General features: G+C 30.0%; 17 protein-coding genes and 1 tRNA gene. 3 read left to right on the top strand and 15 right to left on the bottom strand.

Going from position 1 to position 15,221, the window contains the following annotated elements; translation table 11 throughout:
- Positions 1–514 precede the first annotated feature (514 nt).
- From CCE28_RS19620 to CCE28_RS19610, 3 genes are read right to left on the bottom strand one after another with little or no spacing between them, the layout of a single operon-like run.
- Positions 515–1,699: a hypothetical protein gene (locus CCE28_RS19620; protein ID WP_095135577.1), complete on the bottom strand. Its 1,185-nt coding sequence runs from the start codon at positions 1,697–1,699 to the stop codon at positions 515–517.
- Positions 1,700–1,730: 31 nt separating this feature from the next.
- The gene (locus CCE28_RS19615; protein ID WP_095135575.1) at positions 1,731–3,185 is read right to left on the bottom strand and encodes a HAMP domain-containing sensor histidine kinase; all 1,455 of its coding nucleotides are present in this window, start codon (positions 3,183–3,185) and stop codon (positions 1,731–1,733) included.
- A 19-nt stretch (positions 3,186–3,204) separates the two neighbouring features.
- On the bottom strand, positions 3,205–3,888 hold the full coding sequence (locus CCE28_RS19610) for a response regulator transcription factor (RefSeq protein ID WP_095135573.1): 684 nt from the start codon (positions 3,886–3,888) through the stop codon (positions 3,205–3,207).
- 795 nt (positions 3,889–4,683) lie between these two features.
- On the opposite strand from CCE28_RS19610, the gene CCE28_RS19605 reads away from it, so the two are divergent.
- The gene (locus CCE28_RS19605; RefSeq protein WP_408607052.1) at positions 4,684–4,869 is read left to right on the top strand and encodes a helix-turn-helix transcriptional regulator; all 186 of its coding nucleotides are present in this window, start codon (positions 4,684–4,686) and stop codon (positions 4,867–4,869) included.
- Positions 4,870–4,871: 2 nt separating this feature from the next.
- Entirely contained in the window at positions 4,872–5,234 is a 363-nt protein-coding gene (locus CCE28_RS19600; protein ID WP_095135569.1) for a hypothetical protein, read from the top strand.
- Between the two features lie 262 nt (positions 5,235–5,496).
- Here the strand turns inward: CCE28_RS19600 and CCE28_RS19595 are convergent, their stop codons facing one another.
- The 5 genes from CCE28_RS19595 to CCE28_RS19575 form a co-directional block, all read right to left on the bottom strand.
- Entirely contained in the window at positions 5,497–6,402 is a 906-nt protein-coding gene (locus CCE28_RS19595; protein ID WP_095135568.1) for a transposase, read from the bottom strand.
- A gap of 379 nt (positions 6,403–6,781) precedes the next feature.
- Positions 6,782–7,063 (bottom strand): cysteine-rich small domain-containing protein, encoded by a 282-nt coding sequence (locus tag CCE28_RS19590; RefSeq protein ID WP_095135566.1) that lies wholly within the window; start codon positions 7,061–7,063, stop codon positions 6,782–6,784.
- A gap of 58 nt (positions 7,064–7,121) precedes the next feature.
- Positions 7,122–7,532 carry a flavodoxin family protein gene (locus CCE28_RS19585; RefSeq protein ID WP_095135564.1) on the bottom strand — a complete coding sequence of 137 codons (411 nt, stop codon included), beginning with the start codon at positions 7,530–7,532 and terminating at the stop codon, positions 7,122–7,124.
- 2 nt (positions 7,533–7,534) lie between these two features.
- Positions 7,535–8,035, bottom strand: coding sequence for a DUF2284 domain-containing protein (locus CCE28_RS19580; RefSeq protein WP_242973038.1), 501 nt, complete (start codon positions 8,033–8,035; stop codon positions 7,535–7,537).
- A gap of 75 nt (positions 8,036–8,110) precedes the next feature.
- Positions 8,111–8,506 (bottom strand): pyridoxamine 5'-phosphate oxidase family protein, encoded by a 396-nt coding sequence (locus tag CCE28_RS19575; RefSeq protein ID WP_095135559.1) that lies wholly within the window; start codon positions 8,504–8,506, stop codon positions 8,111–8,113.
- A gap of 147 nt (positions 8,507–8,653) precedes the next feature.
- Between CCE28_RS19575 and CCE28_RS19570 the strand changes: the two genes are divergently transcribed.
- A complete protein-coding gene (locus tag CCE28_RS19570; RefSeq protein WP_095135557.1) occupies positions 8,654–9,034 on the top strand; it encodes a winged helix-turn-helix transcriptional regulator in 381 nt (126 codons plus the stop codon).
- 192 nt (positions 9,035–9,226) lie between these two features.
- Here the strand turns inward: CCE28_RS19570 and CCE28_RS22805 are convergent, their stop codons facing one another.
- The 7 genes from CCE28_RS22805 to CCE28_RS19540 form a co-directional block, all read right to left on the bottom strand.
- Positions 9,227–9,355: a hypothetical protein gene (locus tag CCE28_RS22805; protein WP_278277630.1), complete on the bottom strand. Its 129-nt coding sequence runs from the start codon at positions 9,353–9,355 to the stop codon at positions 9,227–9,229.
- 159 nt (positions 9,356–9,514) lie between these two features.
- A tRNA-Arg gene (locus CCE28_RS19565) sits at positions 9,515–9,591 on the bottom strand.
- A gap of 30 nt (positions 9,592–9,621) precedes the next feature.
- Positions 9,622–10,785 carry a D-alanyl-D-alanine carboxypeptidase family protein gene (locus CCE28_RS19560; protein WP_176461931.1) on the bottom strand — a complete coding sequence of 388 codons (1,164 nt, stop codon included), beginning with the start codon at positions 10,783–10,785 and terminating at the stop codon, positions 9,622–9,624.
- Between the two features lie 605 nt (positions 10,786–11,390).
- On the bottom strand, positions 11,391–12,332 hold the full coding sequence (locus CCE28_RS19555) for an AEC family transporter (protein ID WP_095135553.1): 942 nt from the start codon (positions 12,330–12,332) through the stop codon (positions 11,391–11,393).
- 99 nt (positions 12,333–12,431) lie between these two features.
- Entirely contained in the window at positions 12,432–13,226 is a 795-nt protein-coding gene (locus tag CCE28_RS19550) for an ABC transporter ATP-binding protein (RefSeq protein ID WP_095135551.1), read from the bottom strand.
- Complete coding sequence (locus CCE28_RS19545; protein ID WP_095135549.1) at positions 13,201–14,094, bottom strand: ABC transporter permease; 894 nt, start codon at positions 14,092–14,094, stop codon at positions 13,201–13,203. The genes CCE28_RS19550 and CCE28_RS19545 overlap by 26 nt, the downstream gene beginning before the upstream one ends.
- Before the next feature lie 2 nt (positions 14,095–14,096).
- Positions 14,097–15,092: an ABC transporter substrate-binding protein gene (locus tag CCE28_RS19540; RefSeq protein WP_095135548.1), complete on the bottom strand. Its 996-nt coding sequence runs from the start codon at positions 15,090–15,092 to the stop codon at positions 14,097–14,099.
- Positions 15,093–15,221 lie beyond the last annotated feature (129 nt).

Below are 15,221 nucleotides of genomic sequence, written 5' to 3'. Positions count from 1 at the left end.
TTTTACTCCTGTAACTGAAAAAATAGTTCCTCCTTTCAATAATAAAGTGCGTTTACATTTGAATATAAAAATTTCCATTTCTAATGGAACAACAGAAGAATATGGACACTCTATTAAAGTTTAAAAAATAAAAATATTCCTTCCATACACTGTTTAGGAAATTCTTTATGGGTGAGTTTTTTCTCCTTCAATGAAACATTTCTGGCTAGGACCTCCATGTCCACCTGTTCCTATCTGTGTTGCATACTGAGCACTTTTTTACCTTCTTTCAAATATTTGGTATTGATAATAAAAATCTATATTTATTAATATTGAATTTCATTCTCAATGCCAATAACTAATATATCATTCAGTTATATCTAACGTTTATCTAAATTGTAAATAAAGTTCAAAAAAATTGTAAAAAAAGTGTAACAGAATCATATGTAATTACTGATAAAGTATAAATTTGTAAATTATCAAATAAAAAAAGACATATATTACTTAAAATAAATTTTAAGTAATATATGTCTTTTTATTTAAATTCTATTATTATGTAATGGTGATCCATAATACTATTTGAACTATAATCTTTTTTAGCATCATATGTATATCCAGTTGCAATAACTTTCTTATTATCTGTACTCCAAAGTATGTCAAATGGCTTAAAGTTTTGATATATTAATTTACTGTTTATAATTTTATTCCCCTGCAATTTTCCACAATATACATTATAACTCCCCTTCTTTTCTATATACTTTGAATAAATTATATATTTACTATTATGTGATATTTTAAAATTATCAATTATTCCTACAGGACAATAAGTTTTACCTGTTTCATCATCATATATACCAAGTGAATTATTTTTAAATGTCATAAAGGCTATTCTATCCTCATCAACAAACTCCACATTACCATAAGTCAAATTAGTTATCTTTTTTCTATCATTATTTTTCAATGTATCTTTGTGTAGATCTACACTATACAGTGCAACTTCTTTTGAATCCTCCCCTATAACCAATGCTTTTTTACCATCATTTGAAATTTTAGCAGGTGAAAACTTGTAAGTATTATTCCATTCATCTACAGCTATTTCTCTTGATCCACCATTCTCTAACTCATAAATGATTATCTTGTTTAATTTACTAGAAAAATCATTACCTATAAAAAGTAACATATATTTACTATTATTTGAAAAGGATATGGTTTCATTATGTGATGAATATTGAGACTCATATATTAATGTTTCATTACTATTTTCCAAATCCCTCATGAAAAATTTCGTTTTATTCCGTATGTCATTATTATATGTATAGATGAGTTTTTTCCCATTTGGAGATAGTTTAAAATGACCATATCTACCTTCTCCTTTTAAATTCATGACTGTACTATAAAAGTCATATTTATAATTAACCTTATTTAGAGAACGTTTTTTATCTTCTTCTCTGATCTCTAAAATATTTTCATTATCCATCCATCCAATTATATTACTACGTATAAAGGACCCATAAGTATATCTTCTGTAAATATTTTTTACATTTAAATCCGTTTCTTCTTCCTTTAAAAATTCTTTTTCTTCCTTTTCACTATGAATTACTATGGTTCTATCTTTACTCATCTCAATATATCCACTAATGGTAACAGCCAAAATTATAGCTACAATTAAAACTACAGAATATTTTGTAATTCTACGGAATTTGTTAAATCTAACCTTCATAAATTTCCTCCCTTCATTAATACTATTTAAACTATTCCCTACATAAAGGCAGTCTAATTAAAACACTAGTTTCTTTATTTATTATACTGTTTATTTTTATTTCTCCATTATGATTTTCTACAATAGATTTTGCTATACTCAATCCTAATCCGCAACTTCCTAATTCCCGTGACTTTTTCTTATCAACTCTATAAAATGATGTGAATACTTTATCAATGTCTTCCTCTTTTATTCCTTGTCCTTCATTTCTAACCTTTATCTCAATATATTCATCATGGCCATAGGCTTCTACCTGTATTACAGAATTAACAAATCCATACTTTATTGCATTATCTATTATATTTATAAAAACCTGTTTAACCTTATTACCACTTCCGTAAATATAAAAAGTATCTTCAACACTGCATTCAATTCTATTTTTATATCTTTCCGCTTTAAATCTCATATTTTGGCAGGTATCTATAAGTAATTCACAAATATCTATTCTTGTAAACTCTTCCTCAATTTTTGATGTTTCTTTTGAAACTTCAAGTAAATTTATAACCAAATTGTGTAGCCGTTTACTTTCATCAATAATATTCTTCATTCCTTTGTTAAAAAATTCAGGATCATGAAAACCATTATTTTTTATTATTTCAGCATATCCCATTATGGAAGTAAGAGGCGTTTTTAGTTCATGAGTTGCATTATCAAAAAAAAACTTTCTATGATTATTAAGTGCGCTTAAATTATCCCTATCCTTTTTAATAGTATCTATTTGTTTATTTATCTGTCTTACCATCTTATTAAAATTCATAGATAACTCTCCAATTTCATCTTTGCTTTTCACATCAATTTGAACCATTAAATTCCCTTGTTCTATATCTTTAGATGCTCTTGTAAGCTTAACAATAGGTCCAATAACGTTCTTGGATAAAATACAGGAAAATATATAAGCTAATAAAAATATTATGCTTGTTATATATACAACAGTCCTTTCTATATATGCAATATGAGCATATACATGGGAATAATCCATTATAAGTCTTATAATTCCAATCTTTTCTCCCTCTATTACTACAGGATATGAAAAATATACTACCGTACTATTTTTTTCTTTATTTATTACATAAGAAGTTAACCCCTCTAAAGCATTCCTTAAGTCATCATGCTTTAAATTTTTAAATATTTCATCATTGGAAGAATAAATAAGATTCCCCTTTAGGTCGTAAGCTGCACTCTCAGCTTCATTAATATTTTTAACCTCATCTATAGTATCATCTACAATACGCCTAAAAGAAGTTTCATCATTGTTCATGTGATTTATTATTAGAGACTTTCTTACATATGCATTACAATTTTTCTTGATATATTTCAATTCATTTGTAATGATCCCTATAGTATTATTCTCTATCATTATTCTTAGAGAATAATTAAGTGCAAAAAAGGCCGCTAAAAATATTACAAAAAACCCTAATAGAAATTTAAATTTTAATGTTGTTTTCATACAGCTTACCCCACTTATTCTACTTTACCATTTTATAGCCTACTCCAAATATTGTTTGAAGTATATCGTTTATCCCTAGTTTTTTCCTCAATCTTTGTACATGTATATCAACTGTTCTTGTATCTCCTGCATATTCATATGACCATACACTATCAAGAATCTGAGTTCTTGAAATAGCCTTATTCCTATTGTTATAAAAATAAACCAAAAGTTCATACTCCTTTGGTGTAATTTCTACTATTCTGTCATTTTTTTTAACAACACGTTCTTCTTGAAATATAGTTATATCTTTGATCTGTATAACCTGTTCTTCATAATTTGGCTTATTTGGGATATTACCCATTCTCCTAAATATTGTTTTAATCCTGGCAATAACTTCTCTCATATCGAAAGGCTTTGTTATATAATCATCAGCACCAACTTCTAATCCCATTACCTTATCTGAGATATCAGATTTTGCAGTAAGAATTATTATATGGATATTATTCCTTTCAGTTACAAGCTTACATATATCAAGTCCGCTAACATCAGGTAGCATCCAATCAAGCAGCATAAGATTAGGCTTAAACTCATCTACTAATTTTAATGCCTCTACTCCATTGTTAGCTATTTTCACATTAAATTCTTCCTTTTTTAATGAATACGCAATCAAGTCAACAATAGCTTCTTCATCTTCTACAATTAGAATTCTGTTATCTTTCATATGCGTTACCTGCCTCCCCTATAATATTATAAACTAATTGAAAATCATTCTTAATAATAATACCATAATATCATCATATCTTTAATCTCAATTAATATTTACCATATTTTAACGCATAGTACATAGTACTTATAAAAAATATTTATAATAAAGTTCACTTTTAATTATGCTCAACTTATCTTATCACCAGATTATTTTCCATTTAATCCTCTCTCATTAGAATTACTGGCACCCTCCAACCCACCCACGCTACGTCGTAACGACGACCACAACTGAGATTTTTCAGAAACTAATCACAACTAACTACAAATCCCATATAAAATAAAAAACCTCATCTTCCCTTAAAACCAAGGAAAATGAGGTTTATATATGGCGCACCCAAGAGGATTCGAACCTCCGACACACGGTTTAGGAAATTTGGTATCTGAGTTTTTTTTTGCTGTCGATGCAGTATTTCTGCCTAGGACGTCCATCTCCTCTTGCTCGTCTCCGTGACGCCGAGTGAGCACTTTCACCAATTTTGACGACGGTTTGACGACGTAGTTAGAGAAACTACAGAGAATTACCTAAATCAAACTCAAATAAATTGTAACTCTCATTAATTCTCTTCCCTATATGTGCCTATATCTTTTTTTCTCATATATAATACATCTTTCTATAATTTTTATATGTAAAGTTAGTTTTACGTAAAGTATACTTGACATTATTTTAAATTAAATATACACTTACAATGTAAAGTTGATTTTACATTGTAATATATTCTATCAAAGGATGTGATTGTTATTGAAAAACAGAATTAGACAGCTTAGAGATATACATAATCTAACACAAGACGAAATTGCTAAATTAGTAAATGTATCAAGACAAACTATAATATCCTTAGAAAAGGGTCGCTATAATCCATCTATAATCCTTGCATTTAAAATTGCAAAAGTCTTCAATACTACTATTGAAAATGTTTTTATATATGAGGAGGAATAATTATGAAAAATAATCTTGATATTGCCTACACCATATTAACCATACTGGTAACCATTATTTTAATGCCTTTTGATTTTAGCTTTGCCTTAACAATAGGTGGATTGCTATCTATAATAGGAGTTTTTTTCACTCAATCTTATATTGGCATGAAGGTATTTGAATCACGTAGTGATGAAAGGGCAAAGTATATAAGTAATAGAGCATATTCACTAGCCTTTAATATTACACTATTAACTACTATAATAATTAGCGCACTTATAAGATATTTTAATATAGCAATGATGTTAGAGTTTTTTGATATTATAGTAATTGTCGGTTGGTTATCCTATTCAATTTCTCTTGCTTTATATCGACGAGTTTATTAAGGCATAAGTAAAGGCCTTATCTTCCTTGTTAGTCAAAGAAAATAAGGCTTTTTTTATATCCCCATAACTTTCATCTTACATTAAAATCTTAAAATCTTAAGGGACAGTTAATCGTGCCCCTGAATTCCCAAATATTTTTTGTTTCAATAAAAAATCACATATCTAAAAAATATGTGATGGTCTACATAATTAATTTATAAATGAATTTGAATTTTTTGCACCAAAATAAACCCCTTTAGTATTACTATTCTTTTTTTAATGCTTAAGAACTTAATAAAAAATCATTAATAATATTTTTATACTTATCGTCATTAAAAGCTAAATACAATCCTAGTGAGCTCAATTCAGATACCCTCGATTGAGTGATATTTCCTATAACTTTGCATATCTTCTTTTGAGTAATATTACAAAAGCAACTCATAAGAAAACAGCTCAGAGCTCTTATATGAGTATATTTTCTATTGTGCTTCACATAAACATGATTTTTTTCAAATTTACCATGTTTACAAACAAATTCTATCACTTTAATAGGTTCTTTGTTTCTCATTAATACTTCTCTTAATCCCCTATACTCAGTTCCTTCATTAACAAACTCCACATCTAGCTCTTCATCATAATCCTCACATTTTAAAACCAACCTTATATATGATCTAAAATTATATTCACTAAAAAGACCTAATATATCACTTAGAAAATTCTTATTTAGTATTTCATATGTATTACTGCTTTTAATATATTCTCTTAAACTAGAAAACTCATAATCTAATATTTCTTGTTTTGTATTTACTATATCTTTAGGGTTGTTATGAATATAAGCTGAAACCATAGCTAAATACTCATCTGTATCTACTATTTTGCTTTTAAATCTATCTTGAAAGACATGTCCATGGCGTTTATATTTACGATTGTAATATTGAGCATAACAAAAGTTTATGGAATGCATTATTCTAGATATATCAGCTCCATTACAATCTAATAATAGATGGCCATGGTTATCCATAAGGCAGTATGAATATATTTTAAATTGATATTTTAATTGATACTTTTTAATTAAAGAAAAGTATTTTAATTTATCTTCTCTTTCTTTAAACAAATCAATTTCACTAATGGAACGAACCATTATGTGATAAATTGAAAAATCATTTTTAACTCTCGCTACTCGTGGCATTATTAATTCTAACCTCTCTTTCTTAGGTAAATTTATTATTGGTTATTTTAGAGGTTTATATTCATGGCCACGATTAACTGTCCCGTTTCTACCATTCTACCATAATGTGAAAAATACTATCTTCACTTTTCTTTCTAGCTACTCTAGGCATACAAAATACTACTCCTTTCATTTTATCTTAGAGTAGTATTTGTATTAATTCGTAATTGTGATCATTCTTATTTAATCGTCCCTTGAATTTCGAATAAATAAAAGTTAAACTTCTAGGTAGCTTGCCACTGACCAGAGGTCAGTGAATGCTATAATAATTCGAATATAACTGTGATCAAAATGATTGGCAAATTTCAATTTAGCGAGGTATTTTTTAATTGTAAAACACTTATAAATCACTTACAAACTTTGAACCTTTTTCAATAACTTTTTTCATCTTAGACATAATAAAAGTATAGCTTTCTTCATCATGGGGTCTTGTACACGATGAGCAGTCTTTAATACCATTTGTAATTTTGAAATTCCCACCACATTCATTTCCTAACATGAAAAGAGGACAATAACAGAATAGACAATTGAACTTTTCTTGATCAATACCTTCATGACAAGGAAAAAATTCACAAGCTTTGTGTTGATTAAATTTATAATTGCTTGTTTCTAATTTTTTCATTTTATCTCTCACTCCTATAAAGCTTATCTTCAAATATAATAATACTTCTAATTACCATCTATCGTTTTAAATATCTTTTAGCAAATGCTGCTGCTTCCTGTAAATCTTCTGCATTTGGTCTACCTTTATGCATTAAAGTAAACTGACCACGACAATGATATTCATCAGTTGACATTTTCAATCCATTCTTTTCAGCTATTTTCTTTACTTGAGCATATGTAGACTCAATAATAGCTGCAGAACTTATATTAACGATTTCACCGACTTGCACACCGATATTTGCCAAAAATGTTTTTACTTCACCTGCTACGCCTGCTCCGTAAACAGAACTTGCAAGAAATAAAGTATCCACATCCTCTGTAAGTGGTTCTGTAACCGGCAAAGCTTCAACACTAGCTTCTCTTGCAATAACTTCGGCAAGTTTTTTCGTATTACCAGTCCGTGTAAAATATCTAACAGCAGTTTTCATTCTTAATCTCCTCTTGTACTTGATCTCTCTAATAGAATCGCCACAGTCGATACAGTATTGGGTCCATTATTATACTCGAGTCCTACATTCTTAATCGTAGAACTTACTTCTATACTATAGGCTTCAACAGAAGCTATTGCCTGATTTGGATATAAGCAAGGTTCACCATTTTTAATCGTACAAATCTCACAATACCTACATGGACCTGCGCCTAGGATAAGAAGTTCCTCTCTGGGAATATGTCTTGAAATCTGATTTGCAATATCTCTTAATTTATAATCGAACACTTCTAATGCCTTTCTCCAACCTTCAACATCATAAGAATCTTCTAATTGATAAATCATCTGCATTAAGATACCATTACCGCAAGAACGAAGTTCTTCAGTTAATTCTTCATAAGTGCCTAAACTAGGTGGACACATCCAATTAGAACCGTATTGACCACATTGATTCGCTTCACAAAATTCTCTTAATGAGGGTTCCAATACAACATCATCCTGCACAATTTTTCTATAAAAGACATATCTTTTTTCTTCTTCTTTTTCTTTGATCCATTTAATCACTTTTGTGTCACCAAATTAGAACTCATAATTATCAGCTTGACCACCCATAGCACCTATGCTCGCTTTTACATCTTTCAAAAAGTAAGGGGCAATGATTTCTTTCGGGAACATTTGTGCAATTTGTTCATTCATGTCAATAAAAGCATCTTTCGTCTCATCAGAATCATCTAGTACAGCTGTTCCATACAGTCTTAACATCTTTTCACCATTAAAAGTTGAAATTGAAACTTTACCATCCTCTTGCAACTGCTGATTAAGATTCATTGGCTTAGCAAGAATGAAGTACAATCTTTCATTATAAGGAATAACAATCCCCATTGGTCTTACATCTGGTCCATTTTTCCCATTTGTTGCTAGATAAAACACTTTACTTTCTTGTATAAATTGAGCTACTACATTAATTTGTTCCATAATCATTCTCCTTTACTTTTTTATATATTTGATTTTTCCTTTAAATTTGATATAATTATCCCACTAACTATCATACTTGTAAATACTATTAATAATGATTGATACTATCTTAAATGATAGTGCCTTCTCATATAAAAAGGAGGAGCAATGAATCCAAAATATCTATATGAATGTTCAGAATGTAAAATCAATGATGATGTCAAAGTTCAGCTGTGCCCTTATTGCATGGCACAAAAAGTTATTAAAGGCAAATGGAAGCTATTAATTTTCTGGCATCTAGAACAAGGAACGAAAAGGTTTAATGAGTTAGACCGTCTAATCCCTTGTACTCAAGCAACATTAAACCGTCAACTAAAGGAGCTTGAATTTGATGGCGTCGTTCATCGTGAAGTTCACAATGTCATTCCCCCAAAAGTTGAATATTCTTTAACACCTCTAGGTAAAAAGTTCAATACTGTTATTAACACTATGGGCGATTGGGGAATCACCTATTTTAAAGCACACGGCATGTTAACAGATAGTGAGTAAGCACAAATAGTAATCTTCAAAACATAAATAGACTTAATGAATAAATTTCTTCCTTTTATTCATTAAGTCTATTTATTTGATCCCGACAAATTGGAATCAATAAAGATATCTATTAGTTTAGATATCTTCATAAATTTCAATCACATCGCCTTTTCAGTCTTTTATTCCCTCACAATATTTCAGTCACATCAGTCATAGACTTACTTTCAATGTTAGTCTCAATATGACTTCCACATGTGTCGTATGTGGAGACATATTATAAAAAACACAGCGATTTATGGTACGATTCACTTCTAATGATCCTAAATCTCTTTTTATCACTAAATTAGTTCCACTCTAATCCACTCCGACGTCCTTTTGACGTCGTAACGACGACGACAACTGTGGTTTTCCAGAAACAACTAGCAACTAACTGAAAATCCCACACAAAACAAAAAACCTCATATCCCTTGGAAAATCAAGGAAAACAAGGCTATTTAATGGCGCACCCAAGAGGATTCGAACCTCCGACACACGGTTTAGGAAACCGTTGCTCTATCCTGCTGAGCTATGGGCGCATTATATACCTATATATTAAATTTACTAGTCTAGTTTGTCAACCCCAAAATGGCACTTTTAATTACACATCCTAGTATGGTAAATATATTCCTAAAAAATACACCTGGGGGTATGGTTTTATCCTCATTACTTACTAGATCTACTGTTATTCTTTCCGAATTATACAATTCTAATTCCAAATTTCCTACTATTTGGCCTTTTTTTACTTTCCAGTAGGTATTTTCTGGAATCATTATATTTTGACTCTTTATATATTTATGAGGACTTACCCTCCAAATATTCTCTTTTGGAACAATTTCTACAGGAACTTTTTCTTCATTAAATAAGTTCATTGTATATTTATCCCTTTCCGTATCTATAACCTTTTTCTTTTCAAAGTTATTATCTCCAAATTCCAGTAATGATTTACTTTCTTTTACCCTTTCATAGTCATTATTAGTTCCCATAACTACACTTATTAATCTAAAGCCCTTAGCTGGCATGGTAGAAACTAGACAATATCCTGCTTCATCTGTATATCCTGTCTTTAATCCATCTACCTGTGGCATTACTTTCAATAATTTATTAGTATTATCTTTTCTAAACCTTCTCTTTTCATTTACTAGGGTTTTCATAGATGTAAGGGGTAAAAGTTCTTCTTTATAATTCTTTATTGTATATTTAGCTAATATGTTAATGTCCTTTGCAGACATTAAGTTACCCATACCCTCTTCAGGCATTCCATTAGGATTTTCAAAATGAGTATTGTTCATTCCAAGTTCTAATGCTCTTTCATTCATCATATTTACAAAGTCTTCTTCACTTCCACCTATATATTCAGCTATGGCCATAGTTGCATCGTTAGCTGAAGCCACCATCATAGCATCTATCAGTTCCTTTAAGGTTAATTTTTCCCCTTCAACTAACCAATATCTTGCTCCCCTCTCGTCTGAGGCATGTTTAGTTATGGTAACTATGTCCTCATATGAAACTAGCCCATTATCTCTTGCTTCCATAGTAAGTAAATAAGTCATAAGCTTAGTTATACTAGCAGGAGCATATGTTTTATCACCATTTTTTTCATATAATATATTTCCTTCTTCATCTGTTAATATGGCCGCCTTAGCATTTGATTGAAAATCCAACGCGAATCCATTTAATGTAGTACTAAATATTAATATGATTATCAAAAATATTTTTGTTATTTTTTTCATTTTAATCTCCCATCCACACATACTTTACACCTTTATAGTACATTAAACTTCGCCAAAAAACCACCCCATTCTTGTTTATGTAACTTTTTTGTGGATATTTTTACATTGAATAGTAATTGCTTAATTATTTATATACTTAATAATGGTGAAAAAGCACTACCATTATATGCATATGAAAGGATTAAAATTATAAAAAATGCAATTAATACAGAAAAAAAGCACTTGAAGCATTTATGAAATTTAAATTAGAATAAAAAAATAATAGGGTTATTAATTTAATAACCCTATTAATATATTCTAAAGTTACACACAGAAACATTAAATATAAAGTGCCCTTATTAGATTCTGTGGATAAATTCATGTCATAAAATTACTTATTAACACTTTTTATGGTTTTTTTCAACATCTGTTGATTTCTTTCTACATGATTCGTCATACGGTAAAAATTAACTTTTGAAGTTATCCACATTAAACTGTTTACAACTTGTTCATATTGTGGATAGTTTTAACTTAATCTACAATATATAGTTGTGATTCATTACTATAAACCCCATATATGTTGTATACGTTGTGTACAAGTGTCTAATAACTTTTCCACAGACCTGTTAACTAATCGTTCCTAATAGAACTCTATATATGGGAATAAATATTAGTCCAAATATGGTACTTATACTTATTAAGGCAGCTGCATATTCATAATCTGCATCATATCTCTGAGCAACTATGGCTGTATTAGCCATAGCTGGCATGGCTGCTTCTAATATGAATACCTTCTTCATAAGTGATCCTAAGGGTACATACATACTTATTAACACTACTATAGCTGGAGCTATTAAAAATCTTCCCCCTAATAGGGCCCATACATCTTTGTTTAATTTAAATTTCTTAAAGTCCATATTATATATGGTTATTCCTATGAACATCATGGATAAGGCCGTAGTAGTATTTCCTATATATTTAAAGCTATCCATCATAAATTTTGGAGCCCTTAGGTCTAATAGTACAAAGGATATGGAAAGGAAAAATGCTATTAAGGGTGGTGATAATATTTTCTTTACAGTGTCTTTACTAAATATACTACCTATATTTCCAGATGATTTTCTTATGCTATAAACCATGAAGGTCCAAAATACTGTAGTATTTGCAAAGAAATATAATAATACATATGGTACTGATTCTTCACCAAACAATGCTATATTTATGGGTAATCCTATAAATATGGTATTTGATGTGGCAAACATACAATGAAATAGGGCCCTTCTTCTTTCTGGTATCCTTAATAATTTGCTTATGATACATGCAATAGCGTAAGTTATGAATAAGGTTAAATAGGGTACTATAACTTTTCCTAGGGAGCTTAAAAGCATTTCCCTATTAAAATTTTTGAGAAAGTTAGTAAACATTAAACAGGGAAGGGATATATTTATTACAAGCTTAGAAAATAGTTTTGAAGTATCCCTATCAAACCATTTTTTATGACTTAAAAATACCCCTAATCCTATCATTACAAATATGGTCAATACACTTTCTATGGCACTTAAAATCATATTTTTTCTCCTTTTTATATGGAATTACCTTTTATTATACTCCCTTTAACATATATAGGAAATATATTAAAAAAATTAAGAGAAACGAATTCGTTTCTCCTAATTAAATAAGACCCTATCACTTAATATATTTTTACTTTGTATTTTCTCAAATTTCTTTAAAAGACCCTCTATAGTAAGCTTCTTCTTTTCTTCACCCTTAATGTCTAGTACTACCTTTCCACCATGGAGCATTAACAATCTATTGCCCACATTAATAGCTTGATTTAGGTTATGGGTAACCATTAAAGTAGTTATATTATTCTTCTCTACTACTTCTTTAGTTAAATCTATAATTCTTTCAGATGTTTTAGGATCTAGGGCTGCCGTATGTTCATCTAATAATAGTAATTTAGGCTTTATGGCTGTGGCCATAATTAAGGATAATGACTGCCTTTGACCTCCTGAAAGTAAGCCTACCTTTGAATTTATTTGATCTTCTAAACCTAAATTTAATGTGGCTAGTATTTCCTTATATTTAGGAATATCCCTTTTCTTAACACCCATGGATAAATTAAATTTCTTCCCCTTATTAAATGCCATAGATAAATTCTCTGCTATGGTCATACCAGGGGATGTTCCCATGGATGGATCTTGAAATACCCTACCTATGAATCTAGTTCTTTTAAACTCTTCTAAGTGAATTATCTCATTCCCATCTAGTTTCATAGATCCCTCATCACTTTCTATAGATCCAGATAAAAGATTTAAAAAGGTAGATTTTCCCGCTCCATTACTACCTATGATAGTTATAAAGTCTCCATCTTCTATATCTAATGAAAAGTTTTCAAATACCTTCTTTTCATTTACACTATCCCTATTAAATGTTTTACACAGATTTCGTACCCACAGCATCCTGTCTACCTCCTACGGTGAAGCCCTTAAACTTAAAGGTCATCTTTTTATTGTTTACTCCAAGCATTATTGCAACTATTAAAGCTGTTATTAACTTTAAGTCTGTAGGTGGGAATCCTAGTTTTAAAGCTAGGGCCACACTAGTTTTGTACAATATACTTCCTAAAAGGGCCATAGTAGTTAAGTTTATTAGCTTAAGATTTTTAAATATGGATTCTCCAAATATGATTGAAGCCAAACCCATGACTATTATTCCCGTTCCCATACCTGCATCAGAAAATCTTTGGTATTGACATACTAGTGCTCCAGATAAAGCAACTAAACCATTTGAAACCATTAAGGCTATAAATTTTGTAACCCCTATATCTATGCCTAATGATGTTACTAATTTAGGGTTATCTCCTGTGGCTCTTATTAAAAATCCAAATTTCGTATTTAAAAACATATCTAGCATATATTTAACGCTTACAGCTATAATCATTATTATTATTAGTTTTGGAACTTTTATATCAAATATATTGCTTTGTGAAAATAAGGGTATGTTTGCTTTTCCCATTATTCTTAAGTTTATAGAGTATAATCCTATCATTACAAGTATTCCTGATAATAAATTAGTTATCTTTAACTTTACGTGTAAAAATGCAGTTATGGCTCCTCCTAATAATCCTCCTACTACAGCTGCCAATGTGGCCATTATTGGATTTACACCCATAACTAGTAGTTTTGCACAAATACTTGCCCCTAATGGAAAACTTCCCTCAACAGATAAATCTGGAAAGTCTAATATTTTATAAGTTATATATACTCCTAGTACCATTATTCCAAATATGAATCCTTGTTCTAATATATTTATCACAAAACTATTCATGACTACTTCCCACCTTTAATTAATTCTGCCCTCTTTAATAAATCTTCATTAATGTTTAAGTTTAACTTCTTAGCCGTATCTTCATTAATAACTAATTGGGTATCCTTTAAAGTAGCTATACTGATTTCACTTGGCTTTTTCCCATTCATAACTTCTATGGCAATCTTTCCTGTTTCGAATCCTAATTTAAAGTAATCAATACCCTCTGTAGCCAATGCTCCACCTTCTACGTGAGCTTTCTCTGCTCCAATTACAGGTACCATGTTCTCTATACATTTTTCTGCAACAAGGGGCATTGCTGATGCTACCATATTATCTGTAGGTACGTATAATGCATCAATATCTTTAATAATAGATTCTAAACTTTGAGAAATTTCATTTACGTTAGTAATACCAACTTTAACTAACTCTACGTTAAATTCCTTACTCAATTCCTCTGCCATCTTTACTTGTACTTCTGAATTTGCTTCACTAGTGTTAAATATTACACCTACTTTTTTAGCTTCTGGAACTAACTCCTTTAAAAGTTCAAATTGTCTTTTTATAGGTGTCATATCTGACGTACCTGTCACATTAGTGTTCGATGATTCTAAAGACTCTGCCAGTCCTGCTGATACAGGATCTGTTACTGCTGTTATTACTATGGGAATATCTTTAGTTACGTTGAATGCAGATTGAGCTGAAGGTGTAGCTATGGCAAGTATCATATCCTTTTTAGATGATACGAAGTTTTGTGCTATTGTTTGGGTAGTAGGTATATCTCCTTGTGCATTTTGCACTTCTATATCAATTTTATCCGTAAGTCCAGCTTCCTCAAATGCAGCTACGAAACCTTCCCTAGCTCCATCTAATGCTGGATGCTCTACTATTTGAGTTACCCCAATTTTAAATACTTTACTTTCAGATGCAGTTTCCACCTCTGTCTTGGCTCCACATCCACCTAATATTAATAATCCAATTAATAAAATTCCTATGATTTTTAAATTTTTAACTACCATTTTACCATCCTCCTAATTTTTAATTTTGCCACAAAAAAAACTCTCCTATTAGGAGAGTTGTGTTTTTTGACAATAGTAAATAGAACTCTTTTAAATAATCATTTAAAGAGCCATTCCTACCCATATTTC

It is taken from the genome of Anaeromicrobium sediminis (genome assembly GCF_002270055.1).
GTDB classification, from domain to species: Bacteria; Bacillota; Clostridia; order Peptostreptococcales; family Thermotaleaceae; genus Anaeromicrobium; species Anaeromicrobium sediminis.
Note: the sequence above shows the minus strand (reverse complement) of the source record. Positions and strands in the feature narration are given on the sequence as shown.

Bases quoted from the DNA above. Each gene is read 5' to 3' on its own strand.
- CCE28_RS19620 (WP_095135577.1), bottom strand. From the start codon at position 1,699: ATGAAGGTTAGATTTAACAAATTCCGTAGAATTACAAAATATTCTGTA.
- CCE28_RS19615 (WP_095135575.1), bottom strand. From the start codon at position 3,185: ATGAAAACAACATTAAAATTTAAATTTCTATTAGGGTTTTTTGTAATA.
- CCE28_RS19610 (WP_095135573.1), bottom strand. From the start codon at position 3,888: ATGAAAGATAACAGAATTCTAATTGTAGAAGATGAAGAAGCTATTGTT.
- CCE28_RS19600 (WP_095135569.1), top strand. From the start codon at position 4,872: ATGAAAAATAATCTTGATATTGCCTACACCATATTAACCATACTGGTA.
- CCE28_RS19595 (WP_095135568.1), bottom strand. From the start codon at position 6,402: ATGCCACGAGTAGCGAGAGTTAAAAATGATTTTTCAATTTATCACATA.
- CCE28_RS19590 (WP_095135566.1), bottom strand. From the start codon at position 7,063: ATGAAAAAATTAGAAACAAGCAATTATAAATTTAATCAACACAAAGCT.
- CCE28_RS19585 (WP_095135564.1), bottom strand. From the start codon at position 7,532: ATGAAAACTGCTGTTAGATATTTTACACGGACTGGTAATACGAAAAAA.
- CCE28_RS19575 (WP_095135559.1), bottom strand. From the start codon at position 8,506: ATGGAACAAATTAATGTAGTAGCTCAATTTATACAAGAAAGTAAAGTG.
- CCE28_RS19570 (WP_095135557.1), top strand. From the start codon at position 8,654: ATGAATCCAAAATATCTATATGAATGTTCAGAATGTAAAATCAATGAT.
- CCE28_RS19560 (WP_176461931.1), bottom strand. From the start codon at position 10,785: ATGAAAAAAATAACAAAAATATTTTTGATAATCATATTAATATTTAGT.
- CCE28_RS19555 (WP_095135553.1), bottom strand. From the start codon at position 12,332: ATGATTTTAAGTGCCATAGAAAGTGTATTGACCATATTTGTAATGATA.
- CCE28_RS19550 (WP_095135551.1), bottom strand. From the start codon at position 13,226: ATGCTGTGGGTACGAAATCTGTGTAAAACATTTAATAGGGATAGTGTA.
- CCE28_RS19545 (WP_095135549.1), bottom strand. From the start codon at position 14,094: ATGAATAGTTTTGTGATAAATATATTAGAACAAGGATTCATATTTGGA.
- CCE28_RS19540 (WP_095135548.1), bottom strand. From the start codon at position 15,092: ATGGTAGTTAAAAATTTAAAAATCATAGGAATTTTATTAATTGGATTA.